This window comes from Mycobacterium sp. NGS40 (genome assembly GCF_059812735.1).
Window position 1 is genome coordinate 215,987 of record NZ_JCALDG010000004.1, and the last position, 24,050, is coordinate 240,036.

22 protein-coding genes are annotated in these 24,050 nt (G+C 64.2%); 9 read left to right on the forward strand and 13 right to left on the reverse strand.

Annotation, left to right across the window (positions count from 1 at the left end):
* Window positions 1-53: 53 nt before the first annotated feature.
* The 7 genes from acsA (at window position 54) to AC5Y5O_RS08725 (ending at window position 6,873) form a co-directional block, all read left to right on the forward strand.
* Window positions 54-1,859 (forward strand): acetate--CoA ligase, encoded by a 1,806-nt coding sequence (acsA, locus tag AC5Y5O_RS08695; protein WP_096291177.1) that lies wholly within the window; start codon window positions 54-56, stop codon window positions 1,857-1,859.
* Window positions 1,856-2,827: a pyruvate dehydrogenase (acetyl-transferring) E1 component subunit alpha gene (gene pdhA / locus AC5Y5O_RS08700; RefSeq protein ID WP_096288182.1), complete on the forward strand. Its 972-nt coding sequence runs from the start codon at window positions 1,856-1,858 to the stop codon at window positions 2,825-2,827. The genes acsA and pdhA overlap by 4 nt, the downstream gene beginning before the upstream one ends.
* Window positions 2,824-3,801: an alpha-ketoacid dehydrogenase subunit beta gene (locus tag AC5Y5O_RS08705; RefSeq protein ID WP_096288184.1), complete on the forward strand. Its 978-nt coding sequence runs from the start codon at window positions 2,824-2,826 to the stop codon at window positions 3,799-3,801. Before pdhA ends, AC5Y5O_RS08705 begins: the two co-directional genes overlap by 4 nt.
* On the forward strand, window positions 3,798-5,006 hold the full coding sequence (locus tag AC5Y5O_RS08710; RefSeq protein ID WP_096288186.1) for a dihydrolipoamide acetyltransferase family protein: 1,209 nt from the start codon (window positions 3,798-3,800) through the stop codon (window positions 5,004-5,006). The genes AC5Y5O_RS08705 and AC5Y5O_RS08710 overlap by 4 nt, the downstream gene beginning before the upstream one ends.
* Window positions 5,007-5,012: 6 nt before the next feature.
* Window positions 5,013-5,273, forward strand: coding sequence for an acyl carrier protein (locus tag AC5Y5O_RS08715; protein ID WP_096288188.1), 261 nt, complete (start codon window positions 5,013-5,015; stop codon window positions 5,271-5,273).
* Window positions 5,274-5,360: 87 nt separating this feature from the next.
* Window positions 5,361-6,338, forward strand: a complete 978-nt coding sequence (locus AC5Y5O_RS08720; RefSeq protein ID WP_500024686.1) for an Acg family FMN-binding oxidoreductase — start codon at window positions 5,361-5,363, stop codon at window positions 6,336-6,338.
* A gap of 91 nt (window positions 6,339-6,429) precedes the next feature.
* Entirely contained in the window at window positions 6,430-6,873 is a 444-nt protein-coding gene (locus tag AC5Y5O_RS08725; protein WP_500024688.1) for a pyridoxamine 5'-phosphate oxidase family protein, read from the forward strand.
* Window positions 6,874-6,893: 20 nt separating this feature from the next.
* Here AC5Y5O_RS08725 and AC5Y5O_RS08730 read toward each other — a convergent pair whose 3' ends face one another.
* Genes AC5Y5O_RS08730 through AC5Y5O_RS08740 form a run of 3 tightly spaced genes read right to left on the reverse strand, consistent with a single transcriptional unit; the run spans window position 6,894 to window position 10,340 of the window.
* Window positions 6,894-8,288 (reverse strand): bifunctional lysylphosphatidylglycerol flippase/synthetase MprF, encoded by a 1,395-nt coding sequence (locus AC5Y5O_RS08730; RefSeq protein ID WP_096291178.1) that lies wholly within the window; start codon window positions 8,286-8,288, stop codon window positions 6,894-6,896.
* 41 nt (window positions 8,289-8,329) lie between these two features.
* Complete coding sequence (locus tag AC5Y5O_RS08735; protein WP_096288194.1) at window positions 8,330-9,124, reverse strand: universal stress protein; 795 nt, start codon at window positions 9,122-9,124, stop codon at window positions 8,330-8,332.
* A gap of 34 nt (window positions 9,125-9,158) precedes the next feature.
* Window positions 9,159-10,340, reverse strand: a complete 1,182-nt coding sequence (locus AC5Y5O_RS08740; protein ID WP_096288196.1) for a site-2 protease family protein — start codon at window positions 10,338-10,340, stop codon at window positions 9,159-9,161.
* A gap of 213 nt (window positions 10,341-10,553) precedes the next feature.
* Here AC5Y5O_RS08740 and mgtA point away from each other — a divergent pair, with 213 nt between their 5' ends.
* Both mgtA and AC5Y5O_RS08750 read left to right on the forward strand, forming a co-directional pair.
* Window positions 10,554-13,214, forward strand: coding sequence for a magnesium-translocating P-type ATPase (gene mgtA / locus AC5Y5O_RS08745; RefSeq protein WP_096288198.1), 2,661 nt, complete (start codon window positions 10,554-10,556; stop codon window positions 13,212-13,214).
* Between the two features lie 82 nt (window positions 13,215-13,296).
* A complete protein-coding gene (locus tag AC5Y5O_RS08750; RefSeq protein ID WP_096288200.1) occupies window positions 13,297-13,704 on the forward strand; it encodes a DUF302 domain-containing protein in 408 nt (135 codons plus the stop codon).
* Here the strand turns inward: AC5Y5O_RS08750 and AC5Y5O_RS08755 are convergent.
* The 10 genes from AC5Y5O_RS08755 to AC5Y5O_RS08800 form a co-directional block, all read right to left on the reverse strand.
* Complete coding sequence (locus tag AC5Y5O_RS08755; protein ID WP_096288202.1) at window positions 13,685-14,149, reverse strand: hydrogenase maturation protease; 465 nt, start codon at window positions 14,147-14,149, stop codon at window positions 13,685-13,687. The genes AC5Y5O_RS08750 and AC5Y5O_RS08755 overlap by 20 nt on opposite strands.
* Window positions 14,146-15,438 carry a Ni/Fe hydrogenase subunit alpha gene (locus AC5Y5O_RS08760; protein ID WP_096288204.1) on the reverse strand — a complete coding sequence of 431 codons (1,293 nt, stop codon included), beginning with the start codon at window positions 15,436-15,438 and terminating at the stop codon, window positions 14,146-14,148. The genes AC5Y5O_RS08755 and AC5Y5O_RS08760 overlap by 4 nt, the downstream gene beginning before the upstream one ends.
* Entirely contained in the window at window positions 15,435-16,193 is a 759-nt protein-coding gene (locus AC5Y5O_RS08765; RefSeq protein ID WP_500024692.1) for an NADH-quinone oxidoreductase subunit B family protein, read from the reverse strand. Before AC5Y5O_RS08765 ends, AC5Y5O_RS08760 begins: the two co-directional genes overlap by 4 nt.
* The gene (locus AC5Y5O_RS08770) at window positions 16,193-17,053 is read right to left on the reverse strand and encodes an FAD/NAD(P)-binding protein (protein WP_096288208.1); all 861 of its coding nucleotides are present in this window, start codon (window positions 17,051-17,053) and stop codon (window positions 16,193-16,195) included. The genes AC5Y5O_RS08765 and AC5Y5O_RS08770 overlap by 1 nt, the downstream gene beginning before the upstream one ends.
* The gene (locus AC5Y5O_RS08775; RefSeq protein WP_207768539.1) at window positions 17,046-18,176 is read right to left on the reverse strand and encodes a 4Fe-4S dicluster domain-containing protein; all 1,131 of its coding nucleotides are present in this window, start codon (window positions 18,174-18,176) and stop codon (window positions 17,046-17,048) included. Before AC5Y5O_RS08775 ends, AC5Y5O_RS08770 begins: the two co-directional genes overlap by 8 nt.
* Before the next feature lie 41 nt (window positions 18,177-18,217).
* Window positions 18,218-18,793 carry an Rv1733c family protein gene (locus tag AC5Y5O_RS08780; protein WP_500024694.1) on the reverse strand — a complete coding sequence of 192 codons (576 nt, stop codon included), beginning with the start codon at window positions 18,791-18,793 and terminating at the stop codon, window positions 18,218-18,220.
* A 40-nt stretch (window positions 18,794-18,833) separates the two neighbouring features.
* Window positions 18,834-19,829 (reverse strand): Acg family FMN-binding oxidoreductase, encoded by a 996-nt coding sequence (locus AC5Y5O_RS08785; RefSeq protein WP_096288212.1) that lies wholly within the window; start codon window positions 19,827-19,829, stop codon window positions 18,834-18,836.
* Between the two features lie 132 nt (window positions 19,830-19,961).
* A complete protein-coding gene (locus AC5Y5O_RS08790) occupies window positions 19,962-20,213 on the reverse strand; it encodes an Rv2628 protein family (RefSeq protein WP_165796411.1) in 252 nt (83 codons plus the stop codon).
* 180 nt (window positions 20,214-20,393) lie between these two features.
* On the reverse strand, window positions 20,394-22,745 hold the full coding sequence (locus AC5Y5O_RS08795) for a heavy metal translocating P-type ATPase (protein WP_096288214.1): 2,352 nt from the start codon (window positions 22,743-22,745) through the stop codon (window positions 20,394-20,396).
* Between the two features lie 112 nt (window positions 22,746-22,857).
* Window positions 22,858-24,036 (reverse strand): cation:proton antiporter, encoded by a 1,179-nt coding sequence (locus AC5Y5O_RS08800; RefSeq protein WP_500024697.1) that lies wholly within the window; start codon window positions 24,034-24,036, stop codon window positions 22,858-22,860.
* Window positions 24,037-24,050 lie beyond the last annotated feature (14 nt).

The window sequence follows — 24,050 nt, forward strand, 5'->3', positions numbered from 1 at the left end:
GGATGCACGCGCGGAAAACGATGAAGACGCCCCACCAACCGAAAGAGGCGGTCATGACTGCGGATGTCATCCGTAAAACGCCCCGCGACCACCTTGTCGAGCCCAACTTGTCGGACTACGAGCAGGCACGCGCACAATTCCGCTGGGTCGACGTTCCCAACCTGTGCGACGGAATGGGGCCGGGCGGCTGCAACATCGCGTATGCCGCCGTCGATCGACACGCGTCGGGCCCGGCTGCCACACGCACGGCCCTGCGCTTCATCACCGACAAAGGCTGGGACGGTGCGATCGCCACGCGAGAGCTCAGCTACGCAGAACTCGACCGCCTTGCCAGACGCTTCTCAGGGGTGTTGCGGGCGCTCGGTATCGACAAAGGCAATCGGGTGTTCACGATTATGGGACGCGTCCCCGAGCTCTACATCACGATGCTTGGTGCCCTGCGTAACGGCAGCGTCGTTTCGCCGCTGTTTTCCGCGTTCGGCCCCGAACCGATCGCCACCAGAGTCAATATCGGCCAAGCCGACGTGCTGGTCACCACCAAAGCCATTTATCAGCGCAAGATCGCCAAGATTCGCGAAAGTATGCCCTCCGTCCGGCACATCCTCGTCGTCGACGACGACGGAGCCGGCAGCCCAATACCCGGAACGCTCAACTTCTGGGACTGGATGCATGCCGCCAACGAAACGACACCAGTCGAACCGACGACCGCCGAGGACCCAGCCCTGCTGCACTTCACCAGCGGCACCACCGGAACACCCAAGGGCGCCATGCATGTGCACGGGGCCGTCGCGATGCACTACATCACCGGCCTGTACGCGCTGGACCTCCACCCCGGCGACATCTACTGGTGCACTGCGGATCCCGGTTGGGTCACGGGAACGTCCTACGGCATTATCAGCCCACTGCTGCACGGCGTCACCTCCATCGTCGACGAAGCGGAGTTCGATGCGGAGCGCTGGTACGCGATCCTGCAGGATCAGGGCGTCTCGGTGTGGTACACGGCACCGACGGCGATAAGGATGCTGATCAAGGCCGGCCCGGAGATGCCTGCGCAATACCACTTTCCTCGGCTGAGATTCATTGCCAGCGTGGGTGAGCCGCTCAACCCCGAAGCGGTCTGGTGGGGAAAGCGAGTGCTGGGCTTGCCGATTCACGACAACTGGTGGCAGACCGAAACGGGCGGCATCATGATCGCCAACACCCCCGCATTCGACATCAAGCCCGGTTCGATGGGCCGTCCGCTGCCGGGCGTGGACGCATACATAGTGCGCCACAACGATGATGGGACGACTTCGCTCGTCGATGAACCGGGGGTCGAGGGGGAACTCGCGCTCAAGCCGGGATGGCCGTCGATGTTCCGCGGCTATCTGAACGCCGAGGAGCGATATCGAAAGTCCTTCGCGGACGGTCTTTACCTGACGGGAGATCTCGCCAAGAAAGACGCCGACGGTTATTTCTGGTTCGTCGGACGCAAAGACGACGTCATCAAATCCGCGGGACATCTCATCGGCCCCTTCGAGGTTGAAAGCGCACTTACCGACCATCCGGCGGTGGCCGAAGCCGCGGTCATCGGCAAGCCAGACCCGACCGTGGGTGAAATCGTGAAGGCCTTCGTCACCCTGAAGAACGGTGTGGTCGGTGACGAAGACTTGCGCCTGGAATTGCTCGGCCACGCGCGTAAGCGGCTCGGGGCCGCGGTGGCGCCCAAAGAGATCGAATTCGCAGATGCATTGCCGCACACCAGTAGCGGCAAGATTATGCGTCGCCTGCTCAAGGCTCGCGAACTAGGCCTGCCTGAAGGCGATACCTCGACCATCGAGCGTCAAGCCAACCGCCACGCCGAGGGGGTGCCGTCATGACCGATACCAAGCTGGCCCATGAACTCTTGTCGGACATGATTCGCGTGCGCCGGATGGAAGAGAAGTGCGCGGAACTCTACAGCGCGGCGAAAATTCGTGGATTCCTGCATCTGTATGTCGGGGAAGAGGCCGTCGCCGCCGGGTCACTGCGCGCACTGGCCGACGATGACGCGGTCGTAGCGACCTACCGCGAGCATGCCCACGCACTGCTGCGCGGCATCCCGATGACCTCGATCATGGCCGAGATGTTCGGCAAGCAGGAGGGCTGCTCACGCGGACGCGGAGGGTCGATGCACCTTTTCGATGCAGCCAAGCGGTTCTACGGCGGCAACGCGATCGTCGCCGGTGGTCTGCCGCTCGCGGTCGGCATCGCTCTGGCCGACGCCATGTTGCAGCAGAAGCGGGTAACCGCATGTTACTTCGGCGACGGCGCGGTGGCCGAAGGCGCGTTTCACGAGTCGCTCAACATGGCCGCCCTATGGAACCTGCCGGTGTTGTTCTGTTGCGAGAACAATCTTTACGCCATGGGAACCGCCTTGGATCGCGCACAATCGCAGACCGATCTCACCGTCAAGGCGGCGTCGTACCGGGTTCCCACGCTGGCCGTCGACGGGATGGATGTCCAGGCGTGCCACGGGGCCGCCCAGCAGGGTGTCGACCACGTCCGCGACACCGGCGGGCCGTTCTTCATCGAGTTCCGCACCTATCGCTTCCGTGCGCATTCGATGTTCGATCCAGAACTGTATCGGGATAAGGCCGAGGTCGCGCAGTGGCGCGAACGTGACCCGATCCGGTCGTTTACCGAGCAATGCCTGCGCGGTGGCGCACTGACCGACGCCGACGTACAGGAGATCGAAGATGCCGCCTCGGCCGAGATCGAAGCGGCGGTGGCATTCGCCGAAGCCGGAACGTGGGAGGACGTGGCGGATCTGGGCCGTGACGTGCTGACTACGGAGTCGCCGCGATGAAGACCAGCTACCGAACCGCAGTGCACGATGCCCTTCGCGATGCCCTGCGCGACGATCCGCGGGTTGTGGTGATGGGCGAAGACGTCGGCCGGTATGGCGGAACCTACGCTGCCTCCAAAGGTCTTTTGGAAGAATTCGGTCCCGACCGGGTGCGCGACACACCGCTTTCGGAATTGGGGTTCGTCGGTATCGGAATCGGCGCGGCGATCAACGGGTTACGCCCAATCGTCGAAGTCATGACCGTGAACTTCAGCCTCTTGGCGCTCGACCAGATCGTCAACACCGCTGCGGCCCTTCGCCACATGTCCGGCGGGCAGTTCTCGGTACCGCTGGTCGTCCGAATGGCGACGGGGGCCGGGCGTCAGCTCGCGGCCCAGCACTCGCACAGCCTCGAACCGTGGTACGCCCACATCCCGGGCATCAAGGTGCTGGCTCCGGCCACCGTCGAAGATGCCTACGGCATGCTCGCCCCCGCCCTGGCGGACCCAGATCCGGTGGTGATCTTCGAACACGTCCAGCTTTACAACTCCTCAACCGATATCGATGTTCTTGCCGCCACGGACATCTCGCGGGCGGCCATCCGTCGTGAGGGCACCGACGTCACGCTGATCGCCTACGGCGGCTGCCTTCCCAAGGCGCTCGACGCCGCCAACGAGTTGTCGCTGGCCGGAATCGAGTGCGAGGTCGTCGATCTGCGGGTCTTGCGGCCACTCGACGGTGACACATTTCTCGAATCCGTGCGCAAGACACATCGGGCGGTCGTGATCGACGAAGCCTGGCGCAGCGGCAGTCTGGCGGCCGAGGTCACGGCACGGATCATGGAGGAAGCATTCTACGATCTCGATGCCCCGGTTGCTCGCGTGTGCAGCGCCGAGGTTCCCGTGCCGTACGCGAAGCACCTCGAGCAGGCCGCCTTGCCCCAGCCGGAAAAAATCGTCGCGACCGTGCATAGCCTGTTCGGCGACCGGCAATGATCGAGTTCAAAATGCCGGCCCTGGGGGCCGACATGGACGAGGGCACGCTGGACGAATGGTTGGTCAAGCCCGGCGACAAGGTAACCCGGGGCCAAATAGTGGCGGTCGTCGACACCACCAAAGCCGCAGTCGAAATCGAATGCTGGCAAGAAGGCACGGTCAACGAATTACTGGTGCCGGTCGGCGAAACCGTCGAAGTGGGAACGGTATTGGCGACCCTGCTGGAACGCGATGAGGCCGCGGTGAAGTCGTCGCCGCGCCGGCGGCGGCATTCGACGAAAGCAGCGGCCAAACCGGCAGCGCCTGCCGACGCGGCGACCGCGGTGATCACTGCTTCGTCCGTCTTGCAACGACGTCGTTGGGTGTCACCCGCGGCCCGACGGCTGGCCCAAACTCTCGCCGTCGATCTCGACACGGTAACCGGCACCGGTCCGCAGGGCGCGGTCACCATCGGCGACGTCGAGCACGCTGCTGCGCCAAAAGAGCCGCTGCAACCGATAACCAAGCCGACATCCAAGCCCACAGCCGTCGACCGTGCCGCACAGATGCGAAAGTCGATCGCGGCCGCCATGAGCCGTGCGAAGCGCGAGATTCCGCACTACTACCTTGCCGACGAAATCCTGTTGGACAGCTCGATGACCTGGCTGACGACGCGAAATGCGCAGCGTTCGATCGATGAACGGGTACTACCGGCCGCGTTGCTGCTCAAGGCGGTTGGTGTCGCCGCGCAACGGTTCGGCGAGTTCAACGGGTTCTGGCGCGACGACGCATTCCAGCCCGCCACCGGAGTTCATGTCGGTGTCGGAATATCGCTGCGCGGCGGCGGTCTCGTCGCGCCGGCGATTCATGATGTTGCGGACAAGAAGCTTGACGAATTGATGCATGACCTCGCCGACCTCGTGGTGCGGGCGCGCTCCTTCTCACTGCGAAGCTCAGAGATGTCCGACCCGACCATCACCGTCACCAACCTGGGCGACAAGGGCGTCGATACGGTCTTCGGCGTGATCTACCCGCCGCAGGTGGCGATCGTCGGTTTCGGCAGACCGACTCAGCGAGTCGCTGTCATGGACGGCGGCATCCGGGTCGTCACCGCGGTCCAAGCGACGCTCGCAGCCGACCACCGCGCGAGTGACGGTCACCGAGGAGCGTTGTTCCTCAGCGCAATCAATGACCTGCTGCAGCAGCCTGACCTTCTGGAGAAGTGATGAGCCATGACTAACGAGGACACCCGCGGCACGGTTCTGGCGGTGCTGACCACGATCGCTCCGGAAATCGACGCGGACGACATTCGCGACGACGTCCTGCTCCGGGACCAAGTCGATCTTGACTCCATGGACTGGCTGAATTTTCTCCGCGGCATCCATCACCGGTTGCGCGTGGATATCCCCGAATCCGACTATGCATCGCTGCGGACCCTGTCCGACGTGGTCAGCTACGTGGAAAAGAACCGGCAGAGCAGTCCGACGGCCTAGTACCGCAGGGACATACGGCCCTAGGCGTTAAGCCCGACGACACCTAGCGTCGGTGTCGAGTCACAACATGGACGAGGGGTTGACGTCATGCATCCGCCGCTGGATACCCAGGTGTTGAAAAGAGCGGTGCAATTGGCGTGCCGGGCTCCGTCCGTGCATAACAGCCAGCCTTGGCGATGGGTGGCGGAAGGCGGTGTGCTGCACTTGTTCATCGATCGTCACCGCACAGTCCCTGGCACAGACAGCTTCGATCGCGACGCGCTCATCAGTTGCGGTGCGGTGCTGGATCACCTTCGTATCGCCATGCTGGCGGCCGGCTGGCAACCGGTCATCAAGCGGTTCCCTGACAAAACCGATCCCGATGAGCTCGCATCGATGAAATTCAGCCCCGCCGCACACGTCACCCGAGCTCAGCGTGAGCGCGCCCTGGCGATTCTGCAGCGCAGAGCCGATCGGCTTCCACTCCGACAACCGGCATATTGGGATTTCTTCGAACGCGCACTATACGACGCCGTCGATGACAGAGGAGTGGACCTGCATGTGCTCGGCGATGACTCGCGACCACGGCTGGCCGAAGCGGCGAAACTCACCGAAGACATTCGTAACGACGATTGGCACTATCAAGCCGAACTAGATTGGTGGACAACGCCTTATGCGGTCGGCGAGGGCATCCCTCCTAGCGCGCTGGCATCCGATAAAGAACACCTCCGCGTAGACGTAGGACGGGAATTTCCCGTCAGGATCCATACCGATCGGCGCCCGGAGCTCGAGGCCGACTGGTCCAAAATTCTCGTCCTCTCCACCGACGGGGACACCCGAGCGGACTGGTTGAGATCCGGCGAAGTGTTGTCGACCGTACTGCTCGAATGCACCATGGTCGGCATGGCGACCTGCCCGCTGACCCACCTCATCGAGCTGGACGAAAGCCGCGATATCGTTCGCGACCTGATCGGCCAGTCCGGTGAGCCCCAGGTCCTGATCAGAGTCGGGATAGCGCCGCTGATGGATCGTCCGGCCGCCCCCACGCCGCGGCGCCCGCTAGCCGACGTCTTGAGGGTTCACTAGGCGCACGTCCGGAGGTCGACCAACTTTGGTCCCGGCGGGGCAGGACCTTCGGCAGGCGAGATCGACGGTTTTCGTCAATAAGGTCGTCCCCATGACGAATCAAACGCAAACCGATGACGGCGCCATCGTCTTGCCTGCGCACGAGTGTTGGGATCTGCTCTCAAGTGCCACGCTGGGACGGCTGGTCACGAGCGTGGATGGCCGGCCGCAGATCTTTCCGGTCAACTATGCCGTCCAGCGGCGAACGATCCTGTTTCGTACCGCGCCGGGCACGAAGCTGGTCAGCGCCGCGATAAACAACGAGGTGGTGTTCGAGGTCGACGACCATAATGTCGCCGGGGGCTGGAGCGTGATCGTGCGCGGCACCGCACGCTCTCTTCGCAGCGACGAGGAGATCGCGGATGCGCAGCGAGCTCAGGTATTGCCGTGGACGACTTCCGAGAAGTCGCACTATGTACGGGTGATTCCGGAGATGGTGACGGGCCGGCGTTTCCAATTCGGCTCTCCGCCGATGGAACAGTCCATTCACATCTGACCGAGCTCGCGGAGCTGCTGCTAGCGTCGCACGACGCCGGTTCGAACTGGCCGCGCGTGGTGCGGCCGCGGTGTGAACTCCAGCGACAGCAATACCGGCAGCGCCGCGGGAATATGGCCGGCGCGCAGCAGGACGTATCGACGCTCGCCCAGCGAGTGGTACTTGCGGAGATACCGGTATAAGGACTCGAGCCGGATAAATGGGTCCAGCAGATGAATCAACCGGTACGCGACCCGCTGCATCCCGCCGGGATGGGCGGCTTGGAAAATTTCCGGAAACGCTGCGAACGCGAGCGAAAGCCTTTCTGCATTCTGACTTTTCGCCGCGGTAATCATGTCGACGGTGAGTCGCTCGTCCACGCCGTTGGGAGCGTCCGGTTGACGGTACGGCACATCGAGACTTACTTCCGTTCCGCGCCCGGCGGTCGCATATCGGTGAAAAGCCACTACCCGACCGTCGCGGTCCCGGGCGATCGCCAACTTGATCCCCGGGAATCGGCCCTGCAAGGCTGCGTCCAGAGTCATACAGAACCCGCGCTCGGTACCGGCCGCGTGATGCGCGGCGTACAGGACCTCGGTCAGTTCGTCGACCAGCCGGCCGCAAATCTCCTGCTCGTCAACGATTTCGGTGGTAATGCCGTAGTTGTGGGTGCGCTGCACACCTTGCCGCAGGTTACGAAAGCGTCTCCCCTTCAGGGTGAAGTGACGAACGTCAACGACGACATCGCGCCCGATCGGGACCTCGAGCTTCAGCCGTCCACCCGTCTTCGTACGCCAAAGTTTCAGATGCCGTTCACCACAGGCTAATACGACGATCCGCCAGCCCCGACTGCGGCACATGTGGGTGAAATCATCCACCAACGCCTGGAATTGGATATCGTCACCGATCGGGTCGCCGCTGACTACGGCGAACCCAAGCCGGGTGCGATAGGCGATAGCCGCGGTCTTGTCGAGGTTGAAGTAATAGCTCTTGCTCGAGTGCATGGCGAATGGCGCCAAGGGATCTCCGTGCGTGGCGTCCACGAGAGTCCACACCTGAGGCAACAACTCGGGCTGTGCTCGTGCCGTCGCGGGCCACATCAGAGCGAGTCCACTGCCACCCAGCAGAATGTTGCCCAGGGCCCCGTATGACAAGAAATGCGCACCGAGACCTAAACACACGCTCGCCGCCGCGGCCATCGCATGCCTACTCGTCACCGGACGGCCGAGAAAAACCCCTCGCGCAATCAATGCCACCGCGGCAAGTAACGCAAGTGACCAACCGAATCGGCCGGGCGCGACCGGGCGGTAACCGAAGTGGTCACTGACGACCAGCGCCGCCGTCCACGCCACGACACCCAGCATCGTCAACCCGCAGACCAAGCGGCCCATCCGAACATCGCTTTTGACCAGCACCCGCTCGCCGGCGTTCACCATTGCAGCGTCACCACTTCGGTGCTTGATCTTCACTGGCGGCCCTATTCGCGAACGACGAGAACTGAACATTCGGCGTGATGGAAGAGCGGGTGCCCGGAGGGGCCTACCAGTTGCGCCAGCGCAGCGGCCTCGGCGGCGCCGATCACGGCGAGTTGCACTCGCTCCTCGTTGACGCGCAGGAAGCTGGCGATGGCGTACTTGGTGGTAATCGGGTATACGCGCACCTCGGGATGACGGCGCTGCCAATCCTGTACTCGCCGTTCGAAAGCGCCGTCGGCTTGCTCGGTCAGGTCTTCGGGCCGCCCCCCGAGGACCAACAAGGGCGCCGTGCGCAATTTCGCCTCCCACGCAGCGCACTCGATGATGCGGTCGTTGCCGGGTGCGTCGGTCATCCGCACCACGATCCAGTTGATGTCGGGTGGCGGTTGGTCCGGATCCGTCCGCAACACCGCAACGGAGCAGTGGGCCTTTTCGGCGAGTTCCGTTGCCGTGGAGCCTAAGAGGGCGCGGGCGTAGCGCCCGATGCCTGTCGAACCGACGCAGATCAGCTCGGCATCGCGCGACGCCTCCACCATCACCGATCCAGCCGGTCCGCGCGGAATGTCGGTTTCGATTTTGACAGGCTTCTGGCCCGCCTCGATCGCGGATTGTGCGTCACGAAGCGATTTCTCGGCGTGCTCGAGATCGCGGGCGTAGTCGTCCGGCGATGAGTGCGTCTGCTTGATGACCGAGATCAGCCGGAGCGGGACGGCGCGCTCGATGGCCTCATCGACAGCCCAGATCGCGGCGGCGATCGCGGCCGATGAACCGTCGATACCCACGACGATTGGTTTCATGGTCCCTATTCCTTCCCCAGCCACCAATGCCGGCTTACCCAGCGCCGGAATAACTACCCACGTCGTGCTGATCGGCGACCCCGTCCGTTGTCGGCCGGGCTAGCCGATAGACCTCGATCAGGCGTGCCACATCACTTGGCGTGACGATGCCGACGACCGTGCCTGCGTCTACGACCAGAGCGCGACTGCGAGGACCGGCGGGCGCCATCCGACGCAACAGATCTTGAAGCGGCTCTTGCGGAGTGGCAGTCGGTACGCTCTGCAACGGAAGGGCGATCGCGCCGACGCTCGTGGTGGTGCGCTGCTGGGGTGCGAGTTCGCGCAACTGCCGCAACGTGACCAAGCCGGTGATCGATCCGTTCGGGTCGGCAACCGGGTACGCCGAGTGGCGATCGCCGAGCACATAACGCTGGATGAAATCTTCGACCGTTATCCATCCGGGAGCGGTATGCGGCTGCGGGGTCATCACCTCGGCAACGCGCACTCCCGCGAAGATCTGCTGACTGGTCGCCTGCGCCTCTTCTTCTCGAGCGGCGACGAAGATGAACCAGCCGATGAATGCCAGCCAGACGCCACCGATCATGCCACCAGCGAGAAACTCAGCCAGCCCCAACACAATCAGGACGATTGCGACCACTCGTCCGGCACGTGCCGCGCCGATGGCCGCGCGCACACTGTCGCCGTGGCGGTGCCACAAGTAGGCGCGCACCAACCGCCCACCGTCCAGCGGGGCACCGGGCAACAGGTTGAACAGTGCGAGCAGCAAGTTGATGCTGGCCAGCCACCAGGCGACGCTGCCGATGATCGTCGGGGCGTGCAGGGTCGACAGCGCCACCGCGATCCCTCCGAACACCGCCGACAGGACCAGGCTGGTGGCTGGGCCCGCCAATGCGATGCGAAAGGCGGCCTTCGGACTCTTCGCCTCTCCTTGCAAGCTCGTCACACCGCCGAAAAGCCATAGTGTGACGTCATCGACGGGCACCCCGCAGCGACGGGCCAACACCGCGTGGGCGAGTTCGTGGGCCAACAGCGAAGCCAGCAGTACCACCGCGCCGCACGCTCCGGCCAACCAGTAAGCCGGCCGCGAATATCCTGCAACGGTGTGGGGCAATGTGGTCGCCAGGCTCCAGGTGAACAGCCACAGGATCACAATCACGCTCCAATGAACCCGCACCGGGAAACCCGCAAATCGTCCCAACGGAATTGCCTCAGACACCGAACCTCCGAAAGCGTGTGTATCGCATGACTCGAAGGTCGGCCAGCGGACCTCCGGACTTCATCCGATCGTCTTCGCACGCGTTTGAAAAGGGACCGAAGTCCCATGTGGCTGAACTAGGGACTTAATGCCCTAGCACCTAGTGACTTTCAGCGAGAGGTAACCGGCCTTCCGGCGCTACAGCGGCACCGGTGCAGCGGCCATTGTGGACACATGGGCACCTGTCATGCCGGCTACGCGGGTAGAACCAACGGGTCGGCTCTCGGCGATGTCCCTGAGTTCTCCGCCCGATCGCTGCAGGACGTCGCGAGCGCACCGCTTACCGACGTGATGGGCTCGTTGCATACCTCTCAAGAGGGGCTCTCCTCAATCGAGGCGGATACCAGGCTGGCATCAATCGGACCGAATTCGGTTCGGACTCACCGAGTCAGCGCTCTGGCAGTGCTTGGCCGTCAGTTGAATAACGCGGTGTTGGTGCTCTTGGCGGTGACCGCGATACTGTCCTTCTTCCTGGGCGACGGAACACAAGCCATCATCATCGGCATCATTTTGTTCATCAGCGTTGGCCTTTCGTTCTTCAACGAATACCGCGCGGAACGGGCAGCGGCCGCTCTGCACGAGCGGGTCCGTCATACCGCTGTGGTTCGCCGCGACGGCCAGTTCGGTCGTGTCGACGTCACCGCTCTGGTCCCCGGGGACGTCATCCGCCTCCAACTCGGCGAACTGGTGCCGGCCGACGTGCGACTGATCACGGTGAACGGACTTGAGTGCAACGAAAGCATCCTCACCGGCGAATCGGCGCCGTCGGAGAAGTCGGCGGAGCCCGCCGCACCGGATGCAACCATCACCGACGCATCCAGTTTGGCGTTCATGGGCACCGTGGTCAGTGCGGGTGAGGCGACAGGCGTGATCTTCGCGACGGGCGCCGCCGCCGAATTCGGTCGCATAGCAGTCGGCTTGGGCTCGCGCCAGCCGGAGACCGACTTTCAGCAGGGACTGCGACGCTTCTCCTATCTGCTTCTGAAAGTCGCGTTGACACTTACCGTCATCATCATCGTCAGCAATCTGCTCCTGCGACGGCCGCTGATCGATGCGGCGCTGTTCGGATTGGCAATCGCGGTCGGCATCACGCCCCAATTGCTTCCCGCTGTCGTCAGCACGAGCCTGGCCTCGGGTTCACGACGGCTGGCCCGTCTGAAGGTCCTGGTGAAGCGCCTCGTGTGCATCGAGGACCTCGGCGACATCGACATATTGATCACGGACAAAACCGGCACGCTGACCGATGGCCGCCTCGACTTGATCGACGCCGTCGATGTCCGCGGTACCCACGCAGACTCGGTGCTGGGTTCCGGCTTACTCGCCGCCGATGTGGACCCGTCGGCAGGCGGGGTAAGCGCGAACGATCTCGACGCCGCCCTGTGGCGTGATCGGCCCCCCATCGCCGGGGTCACCCGCTTGGCGACGTTGCCCTTCGATCACACCCGACGGGCCACCTCGGCGCTCGTCGATGGCGAAGGTGGTAGGCGCATCGTGGTAAAGGGCGCACCCGAACAGGTCATGGCACGCTGCGACGACGTCACCGAAGCCGCGCACCGGACCTTGACGCGGTTGTTTGCCGACGGACGTCGGGTCGTGGCGATAGCCAGTAAACCGGCGCCGGGTCAGGAGACGTTGTGCGTAGCCGACGAGGCGGCTTTGACACTCGAGGGCTTCCTGGTCTTCGCGGACAACCCTAAAGCCGACGTGCATGAATCATTGTCACGACTCAAGGCGCTGGGCATCGAGGTAAAAGTGGCCACCGGCGACAACGCCAGTGTCGCCGAAAAGGTCTGCAACGACATCGGATTACCGTCGAAGGGCACGATCAGCGGCGCCGAGTTGCAGCAGCTCAGTGACGAAGAACTCACCGTGGCGGCGCGCAACCACACGATCTTCGCACGCATCTCACCGGAGCAGAAAGCCCGCGTTATTTCGTCGTTGCGCAATTCCCAGCGATCGGTCGGTTTTCTCGGGGACGGAGTGAACGACGCCCTGGCCCTTCATTCGGCGGACGTCGGCATCTCGGTCGATACGGCCACCGATGTCGCCAAGGACGCCGCCGACGTGGTCCTCCTGGAGAAGGACCTCGGCGTGCTGGCCGACGGTGTCGCCGAGGGCCGGCGTATCTTCGCCAACACGATCAAATACGTATTGATGGGCACCTCAAGTAATTTCGGCAACATGTTCAGCGCGGCCGCGGCGTCGGCCGTTCTTTCGTTCCTGCCGATGCTGCCGAGCCAGATCTTGCTCAACAATCTGCTCTACGACACCTCCCAGCTCGCGATTCCCACCGACCGGGTGGACGAAGAGCAGTTACACGCACCCGCACACTGGAACATCGCGTTTATCCGACGGTTCATGCTGTCGTTCGGGCCGATCAGTTCGTTGTTCGACTTCCTCACCTTCGGCCTCATGCTTGGCGTCTTGAATGCGGGGCCGATCGAGTTTCGCACCGGCTGGTTCGTGGAATCCCTTGCTACCCAAACGCTCATCATCTTCGCGATTCGCACCAGGCGGGTGCCGTTTCTGCGCAGCAGACCGGGCGGATTACTCACCGCCGCCACTTTGTCGATAGTCGCGCTCGGCGTGATCCTGACGGTGTCGCCGCTCGCCGCCAACCTTGGATTTCGGGCGCTGCCGTGGCAATTCTTCGCTGCGCTGCTAGGACTCACCCTCACCTACATGGTCCTCGTGGAGATCACCAAGAAATGGTTCTATTCGAGTCCGACGCACATCGGGGACCGGCTGCTGCGGACCCGGGGAACGGCCCACCGCATTCACCGGCGAGCTGCCCGCTTCAGCCATTCGGGCCCACTGCCATCGCCGACCGGCTAAGCGGCGCAGTGATGCTCGAAATCCACGGTCTCGGGACTTTCGCCCCTACCGTGGCCGGTCTGCAAACGATCGGATGTTTGCTATGAGCATCGCGCTATCGACGCACCTGAATACGGACTTTGAGCGCGCGGTCAAATACGCCCGAGAAGCCCTTGCGCAACAGGGGTTTGGCGTGCTAACCGAAATCGACATCAAAGCAACGCTCAATACCAAGCTCGGCGTGGAGATTGAGGATTATCTGATACTCGGTGCGTGTCACCCGGCTTTGGCGTACCAAGCGATCAATATCGATCGAGAGATTGGACTGCTACTTCCCTGCAATATCCTGCTGCGTGCCGACCAAAGCAACCCAGGCACGATAATCGTCGAGGCGATGGATCCGAGGCTTTTACTGGAGGTAACCGGCGAATCGGCGCTCATCGCGATCGCCGACGAGGTCACCGCCAAGCTGGGCGCCGCCATCGCCTCGCTCAATGCCAGTTGCGGTTGATTTCGTCTACTGCCATTCCGATCACGTCCGGAATGGCACGCGCGACCTGTGGAGTCAAACCGATGCCGTGATCGGTAGCCGCGATGTCGATGGTGAACACGACAAGCTCGTCGGGTACTCGATTTCCAAGCGCCTTACCGAGCGCGTAAGTGCGGCCGATATCCACCGTGTGCGAACTCAATGCGCCGCAAGAGTCGACCACATCACCGACCGAGCAGCGGCGGATGTAGCCCGGCGTTGGCGGCGACGAAACCGTGCCGTCGATCACTACGGCAAGCCGCGCCCCCGACCACGCATCGAGCAGGCTCAGCGGCTCCGCAACGCCGGCTACTACGCAAACACCGGGCAAGTCAAGGTCTTTGAGCGCCACAGCGGCGACGATGCCCACCGCGTCGTCCTTGCGAAGGATGTTACCGAGGCCGACAACGACCACCTCGCCGGTCAATGATGCTCAACCCGAAGCGTCAAGAAGTGCGTCGAGCAAGAGATGCAGGGGTCGTAGCTGCGGATTACTTTCTCGCACAGCATGGTCAGCGCGGCATCGTCAAGGGACAGATTGTCGAAGACGGCGCGGCCCAAGTCGGCCTCGATGGCCGCTTGGTTCTGCGACGTTGGCGGAATCATGGTCGCGGCGGCAACAAGTCCATCCGTGTCGATCTCATATCGGTGATAGAGCAGGCCGCGAGGCGCCTCGCTGACCCCGTGTCCGATACCACTGCGGGCTCCAACGTCAACAAAAGGGTGTGCCGGACGCTGATACTCGGCGATTATCCGTAACGCCTCTTCGATCGCATACACCACTTCGACGGCGCGGACGACTATGCTGCGAAAAGGATTTCGACATTCCGGCGGTAGTCCGGCGCTTGCAGCCGCCTGGGCAGCGACCACCGATAGTGCCGACGAGTTCAACGAGTATCGCGCCAACGGCCCGGTCAGGTAGCGACCGCCATCGAGGGTCGCGTGCAGCGCCGTGGAATGAGGCACCTGAGCTTCGGCGATGTGGCTGGTGAAATCGGCAACCGGAAAGGGCAAGCCCACGCTGCGCGCGATGGCACCGTTTTCGATCGGGTACCGGCCTGTCGCCGTGAGTGCCAGAAACTCGTGTTCAACTTCCAGGTCGGGGAACTCAAAGCGCGATACCCACTCGACGGTGGCCAGTGCGTCGTCCAGCGCTCGGCGCAACTGCTCAGCGATCGGCGCGAACTCCAACCGCGTTGGCACGGAATAGAAGCCGCCCAGCCGGACGTTCACCGGGTGTATGGCGCGACCGCCGACGAACTCCATCAACCGGTTGCCGGCCTTCTTCAGGGCCAGACCCCGTTCCACGGCCGCCGGGTGATCGCGTGCCATGCCCACGATGTCGGAGTAGCCGAGGAAGTCCGGCGCATGCAGCAGGTAGATGTGCAGCGCGTGGCTGTTGATCCACTCGCCGCAGTACAGCAACCGCCGCAGCGCGACGATATCCTCATCCACCTGGACGCCGCACGCGTCTTCGATCGCATTACATGCACTGACTTGATAGGCCACGGGACAGATTCCACAAACCCGGGCGGTCAGGTCCGGCGGCTCCGTATAGGCGCGCCCACGCAAGAACGCCTCGAAGAACCGGGGCGGTTCATAGATATTGAGCTGCACGCTCTCGAGCTCGCCAGCCCTGAGCGAAATATTCAGTGCGCCTTCGCCTTCCACCCGCGTCAGCGCGTCGACCCGCAGACTGCGGGTTGGTGGTGTCATTCCTTGCTCCGCTCGGCGGCGAAACTGGCGACATTGAATGTCGAGAAAACCCGGTCGACGTCTGCGTCGGACATACCGTCGCGGCGCAGCAGTGGAATGAGCGTAGCGGTCTTGGGCGCCGCGGACGGCCCGAAACAGCCATAGCAGCCGCGACGATGTCGCGGGCACAGTGCTCCGCAGCCGGCGTGGGTGACTGGTCCGAGACACGGGGTACCGTCGGCGACGATAACGCATGTCACCCCGCGCAATTTGCACTCGGTGCATACCGTTTTGGCCGGCAGTCGCGGCTTGCGCCCGATCAGCAGCGCCGCGAGAGTGTCGAGCAGCTGTCCGCGGTCGATCGGGCACCCCGGCAGCTGGTAGTCCACCTCGACGTGTGCCGATGCGGGCGTGGAGGTGGCCAGTGTGTAGATGTACTCCGGGTTGGCATAGACGACCGAGGTGAACTCGGCGATGTCGCCAAAGTTGCGCAGCGCCTGCACTCCCCCCGCGGTCGCGCAAGCGCCGATGGTGACCAGCAGTTTCGATTGGTCCCGGATTGCCCGGATCCGTTGTTCGTCGTGTCGAGTAGTAATCGAGCCTTCGACCAGTGACACGTCGTAGGGGCCGCCGACCGTCGCGCTGGAGGCCTCGGCGAAGTGAGCGATCTCGACGTGGTCAGCGAGGGTCAGGAGTTCGTCTTCGCAGTCGAGCAGCGTCAACTGACAACCGTCGCACGAGGCGAACTTCCATACGGCCAAGCGGGTTCGGGCCATCAAAGCTCCTTCACCGCCAGCAGTGGTCCGGCTACGTCGTAGCCGACAACCGGGCCATCACGGCACAGCAGGAGCGGACCGAGCTGGCAATGGCCGCACCACCCGACCCCGCACTGCATGTTGCGCTCCAGTGACACGCGAATATCCTTGGCGGCCAGCCCTTTCGCGATCAGTGCTGCCGCCCCGAAGCGCAGCATCGGCTCTGGTCCGCACAGAAAGGCCGTGGTGCGATCGGCATCCAGCTCTAACCGGCTCAGCGGCGCGGTGACCAATCCGACCTCGCCCTTCCAGCCGGGCGTCGGCGCGTCGACGACGAGATGCAGTTCGATTTGCGGTTCGGCAGCCCACTTTTCGAGCTGGGCCGCGAAGACGAAGTCGGCTCGGGAGCGCGCGCCCGCGATCAACGTCACTTTGCCGTAGCGCGTGCGCTCGGCCAGCGCCCCGAGCACGGCGGGACGCAGTGGGCACAATCCGACGCCGCCGGCGACCATGACCAGGTCTCGCCCGGCGGCCTCGGCCAATCCCCATGACGTACCGAACGGACCCCGTATCCCGATCACGGCGCCGGGTTCGGCGTCGTGCAGGGCACGGCTGACCGCACCGACGGCGCGGATGGTGTGGGTGATCGACCCGTCGGTGACCGTCGGGTCACCGCTGATCGAGATCGCCGCTTCGCCTACACCAAAGGCGTACAACATCATGAATTCCCCCGGCTGCGGACTGCGCAGTGCTTCGCCGAGCGGGACCAGCGTGAGCGTCGCCGAATCGGGGCTCTCCACGACGCGGCTGCGCACTCGATAAGGCACCGGCGCCATCGCGGAGTGTACAGCCGGCGCAGCGCCGGTCACCGTGTCAGTCATCGTTCGCCGTCCGGGCCATCTTGTTCATCTCCGCGGTGATGTCGATCCCGGTGGGACACCAGGCAATACATCTTCCGCAGCCGACACAGCCGGACATCCCGAACTGGTCGTGCCAGGTGCTCAGTTTGTGGGTCAGCCAATGCCGGTAGCGCGATGCACCAGACTGACGAACGCTGCCTCCGCCGTGGATGAAGGTGAAATCGAACTCGAAACATGACGCCCAGTGCCGCCACCGCTCGGCATGCTCTCCGGTGAGGTCGCTCACGTCCTCGGTGCTCGTGCAAAAGCAGGTCGGACACACCATCGTGCAATTGCCGCACGTCAGGCAGCGGCTTGCGACTTCGTCCCACTGCGGAGACTCTCTCGACTCGATCAGCAGGTTACGTAGGTCCGCGTCCGGCATCTGCCGGCCCATCCGATGAGATGCCGATTCGACATCTGCTCGCGCACAATCGATTTCCTGCCTTTCGGCGAAGCGATGCGGTATCTGCGCGAGCACGTCTTCGCCCTGCGGGCTACCGATGTCAACCAGATACGAAGCAGTAGCACCCTCCAACCGCTCCGTGAGCGCGAGGTCATAACCGGACCCGACCGCGGGACCGGTACCCATCGATGCGCAAAAGCAAAGTCCGCCAGGCTCAGTGCAATTCACCGCGACGACAAAGGTCCGCTGCCGGCGTCGGACAAAGGAGTTGTCGGGATGTTCGGCACGGCCGAGCACGCCGCCGAGGGTTGCGATCGCGGCCAGATCGCACCCTCGCACTCCCAGGAATGCGTATCGGGGGATCTCGTCGTCCTCGTCGACGCTTGTCCCGTCCCGGGTACCGGCCCACAGTCGCTGCCGCGGTGGATGAAGGAACTGTTTCCAGGACTGGGGGCCGGCCGAATGCCCGAATGCCGCGTCATCCTCGCGCCGGCGCACCCGATAGTGTCCCGGGCGCACATCTACACCCCAGCCACGGGGCAGATCGTTCGCCGACTCGAGCTCTGCCAGCACGATCGCGTCGTCCCGCAGTGTCGGTCCGATCACCCGATAGCCCCGTTCGATCAGCACCTCGACGAGACGATGCAATGCAGCCGCGTCGAACACTGCGACCTGAGAATCTTCGCCGGCCATCGACATATCATCCGTCCCGTGGGTTGCGGTGCATAGAGGCGTTCGTCTCAAGGAATCGTCTTGCCGCCGTCTGCCTGCAGGCAACTCAGCTCCCGATCCCATTGGGCGTCGCGGGCGCGATGGAGCCGTGAACGCACGCTGATCACCAGGGCTGCCACCCCGACAGCGATAACCAGCACCGTCCCCAGGGCGGCGGCGAACGCGTCCCCCACCGCCTGCCAGGTCGGGGTGGGCGGCGTCACGAGATCGCCATGCATATCAACCCAAACCGTGGTGCGATCGCCCAACGCGGCAGCATCGGCAAGTTCGAGTTGACCGGTGCGCTCACCCTGCGGGGCAGGCCACTTCGCCTGCACGAGCGTGATACCCGAATCGTCGTTCGAGGTCTGCGTAATCGTTGCCGTGACCGTGTGACGCTGATGCGCCTGTTGGACGTAAACCCGGTCCCGAACACCGTAGGTGATGCCGGCCGCCACTCCGGCGAAGGGAATCGCCATCAGAGACACAACGAACGCGATCAGTGTGACCAAAGCTTCCATGCGGTCGGATCGGCGAAGCAGCGCGTTGCGGCCGAAAATGCGAGCGACCGACCAGTGGCGCGGGTCAAGCGTGAATGTCTCCATCTCAACTTTCCTGCGCAACGGAGTGTTTCGCGTTTGGCGCCTACTCGCCGGCATCTGCGAGGTCCGACATCCACCCGACGAAATCGGAGAGTTCGCGCCGCGGTGTCGATGGCAACGGATCCGCATTGATCGGCGCCCAGCCCACCCGCAGCAGCATTTGTGGATAGCTGTCGCTCCCGAAAATCTCGGAGCGCACCGCCTCGCGTGTCTCAGCGACTTCGAGGGGTTCGGTCACCGGGCAACTGGCCAGGCCCGTCGACGTAGCGGTCAGCAGAACAGCACTGGTGGCCTCGCCGGCGCGCAGCCGCGCCAACCGGTCGTCGGCACGCGTTCCGAGCGCGAGAACCACGGCGTTGTCTTCGGCGGATGACGAGCCGGGCGGCTCGGCGAGTACGGGACCTGCGAAGTACCGGCCAGGAATCGTGGCCTCACGATCGGACTTCGGCGTGTTGCGCGCCGGAACGCCGGCTAAAGAGCCGTAGCGGCCGCTCCACTCCGTGAGCTCGGCGAGATACTCGTGGTTCATGTGATCCCACACGGACTGCGCCACGATCTTGTTCAGCTTGTCGGTGTCTTCCACCCGGCACAGCGTCACACCGTGGCGCGCCGAACGCGCCGCCATCAGCGCGATGTCGCCGACGGGTACCTGCCAGGAGCTGTAGTGCCGGCGGTCGGTTCGCCGCCGGGGTATCGCCGCGGCGAGCGCAATGTCGGAGGAGTCAGCGGTGTGCTGTGAAAGTTCAATTGCGGCAAGGTGGTTCGGGTCCGCCGGGTTGGGCAGGCGGGACACTTTGGCGTGCCATCCGACCGCCGCGAATGCGACGACGCAGTGATTCAGCGCCGCGCCGCAGCTCAACATCAAGTCGCGCCCGTCCGGATCGGTGTTGGGTAGTTGCCGGGTTGCGTCGGAGTAGAGATGCAGACTCTGCTCGCCCACCAGCCACCGCCAGGGTTGGGTGTTGTGGACGGAGGGGGCCCGAGATGCCAGTGCCAGGACCGTGCGAATCGTGCCCGCATCAGGAAAGTGCGCATTCATGGCAGTCGCCCCTTTCTGAAAATTCTGATGTCAACGATTCCGGGTTTACCGCCACGGGACGAGGGAATGACGACCTTGATCCGAGGGACTTTGTGCCACGCCCGGTGGGAGAGACACGCTGACCGAGTTCAGCTAGGCCGCCGACGCAAGCGTCACTTCAACGGACAACTGGTTGCCCACGGCATAGGCAGCAGACCAGTCGCCGACGCACGCTGCTCGCGCGAGGTCCTCAACCAGCGGACTGTAGGCACCCAGCTCTCGCAGCCACTTCGTGACGATGGCTGCGATCTCGTCACCGTGCACATGAACCGTACGGCCACCGTGCAGGCGATCGGTCACGCAATACATCCGCTCCCCATGCGTCGTGTGCTTTACGAATCTCATCGCAGCCTCCTCCACCGGCCTTGAGACCAATCCGACCAGTCGATCGATGCGGCCGATAGAGGCGAACGAAACCGGCCAGCGGTGCTTCGGTCGCATCGAGGACCACGCCGAAGTCCCTGTCTGGGGGGCCTTTGGTCCCCGGACCCGGGAGGCCCAAGGTCCTTCGACGACGACCACAGATCACCTTGTTGGACAGTGCTTTTCGTGACTGCCGATCTCATCGTCGGCTAGCACGAAGTAGTTCTCTTCTTCCTGCACGAAGTGCAACCGCAGCAGGGTGTACAGACCGTAGAGGCACGCGAGCAAGTCATGGACTTGCCCCGGCTGAATCTCCCCTTCTGCTTGCGCAATCGCGAGGTGCGTTCCGATGCGATCGGAAAGCCTACGGATCTCGGCGTGCGTCCGACTCATTGTCGGGGTGGCTTGGCTGCCCAACGGCTTGGCCAGCGCCGGGTAAAGCTGGGTTTCCTCGGCCAATTCGTGGGGCAGCACCCGATCGATCAATACCGCATGGGCCGCGGCAAGCGATTCCAACGCCACGGCGTCGGGACCCGCGACGAGCCGATCCGCACTGTCGCGGAGCAGCCCGATGGCGTCGCGCAGTTCGTCGTGTTCGGCGGAGAAGCGTTGCAGCAACTCCTCGGTGCCGGTGGCCAACGGCACCTCCGTTTCCGGGTTGCCTCGCAGAGCCCGCAACGCGTTGACGATCACCGCGACATCAATGCCTTCTTGCAGCAGGGCGCCCGCTGCCGGCGGGAGCCAACCCAGTGCGGCAATCCCCATCGCGAGCACGGACAACGTCATACCGATGACCGCACTTTGCACCGCGATCCGCCGAGACCACCGGGCAATGTCCATCGCATCGGCAAGGCGATCGATGCGATCGGTGGTCAGCACCACGTCGGCGGCTTCCGAGGAGGCAGTGGCGCCGCGGGCACCCATTGCCACCCCGACAGTGGCGGCGGCCAATGCGGGAGCGTCGTTTACTCCGTCACCGACCATCACCGTGGCCGCCCGTTCACTTTCGGCGCGCACTGCGGCGTACTTGTCGGCGGGTGTCTGTTCGGCAAAAACCTCGTCCAGTCCCAAGACGGTAGCGATCTCGCGGGTGGGCTCGAATCGGTCGCCGGTCAGCATGATCAACCGATTCAGTCCCGCCTCGCGCAGTCGTCGTACGGTGCGCGGCGCCTCTCGGCGCAGCGGATCTCGCAGGAAGACAGCACCCAACGCCTGATTGTCGGTGCAGACCCATGCGACGGCTGAGCCGTCGAGACGAGCGCGATCGAGCACCGTGCGTGTCCATGCGGCGGTCACCGCCTCGGCGGGGAGTTTGCCGACAGACAACCGACGTCCGTCGACGCTGGCTACGACACCAGTGCCAGGCTGCTCGAGTACATCGACGGGCAGCGACAGCCGCAAGCCGCGGCGCAGCGCTTCGGTGACGATGGCCTCGGCCAGGACGTGCGGAGAAAACTGGTCGACCGATGCGGCCAGTCGCAGCACCGACGTCGCGTCCTGACCAGGAGCGGCTATCACGTCGACCACCGTCGGCCGTCCCACCGTCAGGGTGCCGGTCTTGTCCATCACCAACGTTTTCGCACGGCCGAGGTTTTCCAGGACCCCACCGCCGCGGATGACCACGCCGTCCCGAGTTGCCCGGGACAACCCGGAGACAATCGCGACCGGTGCCGCCAGCAGCAGCGGACATGGAGTCGCCACCACCAGCACCGCCACGGCGCGCACCGCCGAACCGCTCGCCAGTCCCGCGACGGCGGCGACTATCAACGCCGTAGGAAGAAACCACGCCGCGTAGCGGTCTGCCAACCGCACAATGGGCGCGGTCTGCGCACCTGCCTGTTGCGCCAATCGAACGATGCCCGCATACGTGCTCTCCTCGGCCGTTGCGGTCGCATCCAGTTCGAAAGGGCTGCCCGCGTTGATCACGCCGCTGCGCACGGGCTCACCGATGCCGCGTTCGACGTGCAGCGATTCGCCCGTCAGGGCGGACTCGTCGAGTACCGCCACCGCGTCGGCAACCCGCCCGTCCACCGGCACCACCTCGCCGGGGCCGACGACCAGCACGTCGCCGGCACTGACGTCAGCCAAAGCGATGGTGGTGACCTGCGTGCCCGTCCGTCGCCGGGCGAATCGTGGGGCGCGCTCGAGCAGGGCACGCAAATCGTGTGCCGCGCGACGCTCGGCCGCCGAATCCAGCGCACGGCCACCCGCCATCATCACAGCAATCAGCGCTCCGGCGAGATACTCACCGACCAATAGGCTCCCGGCCAGCGACAACACCGCGATAATGTCAACGCCGCCGCGCTTGCGCCGCAATCCTGACACCACCCACACCGATGCCGGCGCGATCGCGACGGCGGTACCGGCGATCCAGCAGCCGTCGGCCAACTCCCGCCAGCCGGCCAGCCAGGCGACGCCACCGGCCGCCAAGGCGGCCAACGTGAATACCGCCAAGATTGGCTCGACCAACGAGCGCGCCCGAAGGATAAAGCGGCCAGCGCAACGGCTGCCCATGACAAACCCCTTCGGCTACAATGACTTTCGGAATAAAGTCGATCAGTCGCCGGGTTCTCTGGCAAGTGCCGTAATACCCGTTCGTCGCGGGTCTTTGGGCCGTAGTGGTCCGTTACTCGCGTTTGTCGCTTGGTGCTGCGCCATCCGCGCCGGTCGCCGGCTGCCGCCGTGCCGCCAACGCGCCGGCGATCGAGGTGGCCGCGACCGTCAGCAGGGCGCCGAGCATCAGCGCCGAACCTTCGCCCGGCGCGAGCAGGTTTTCCTGGTTCCCGATCGTGGCCGCGGCCACTGGCACACCGAGCTGGGCGGCCGAGAGCACGGCCAGGCTTATCGGCTGGCCGAGCAGCCTGCCCACGCAGTGTGCCAACACGGCGCCCAGCCCCAGTGCCACGCCCAACAGAATCAATTTCGGGTGCGCGCCCAGCTCGCGCACGTGCAGCGAGGCGCCCAGCCAGACGAAGAACAACGGACCGAAGAACCCCTCGGTGATCCCGAACAGCTGGCGCGCAAGCCGTCGCGGCTCGCCCACCGACGCGATCACCAATCCCAATGCGAAGCCGGCCAACATGATCGACACGTGGGTGCTGAGTGCGAGTGCCGCTAGTGCGAACAACACCAGTAGATTCGTGCGCAGCTCCAGCGCGAATTTGTGATCCTCGGAAAAGTCGTGCGCGCGCTGGCGCCAGCCCCGGCGATCGACCGCGAGTAGAACCAGGTAAACCAGTCCCGCACACGCCGCGATCGCCAGCGCACCGAGTGCTGCCGTCGGCGCTCTGCTCAGGTCGATCACCAAGGGCAGCAACACGACACAGGCCGTGTCAGCGATGGCGATCTGTGCCGTGAGCGAGAGCACGGACGGCCCCTGCAGGCGCAGCGAGCCGATCACCGGTAGTGCCAGCGCCGCCGATGACGACGTCATCAGCACGGCGTACAGTGCCGCGTGGCCGGTACCGAAATACCACGCCAACGCCACACCAAGGGCCGTTGCGACGACGCCGCACAGCACCGCTCGCGCCAACGCCCGCGGCAGTGCCCCGCGCACGTCAGGATTTCGCACCGGCACATGGGTGCCCGCGACGAACATCACCAGCGCGAAGCCGATGTTGGCGAATAGCTGAAAGGTCGGGTTCGACTCGTCGAGCACACTGAAACCGGTTTTGCCGAGCACGAGTCCCGCGAGCAGCTCACCGACGATCAGCGGAATCCGCAGGCGCGGCAGCGAAGCCACCAGCGGGCCGGCAAAACCCACCGCGGCCAGCAGCGCCAGCGTCTCGAAGCCGAACCCCGACATCTCAGTAGCCCCGC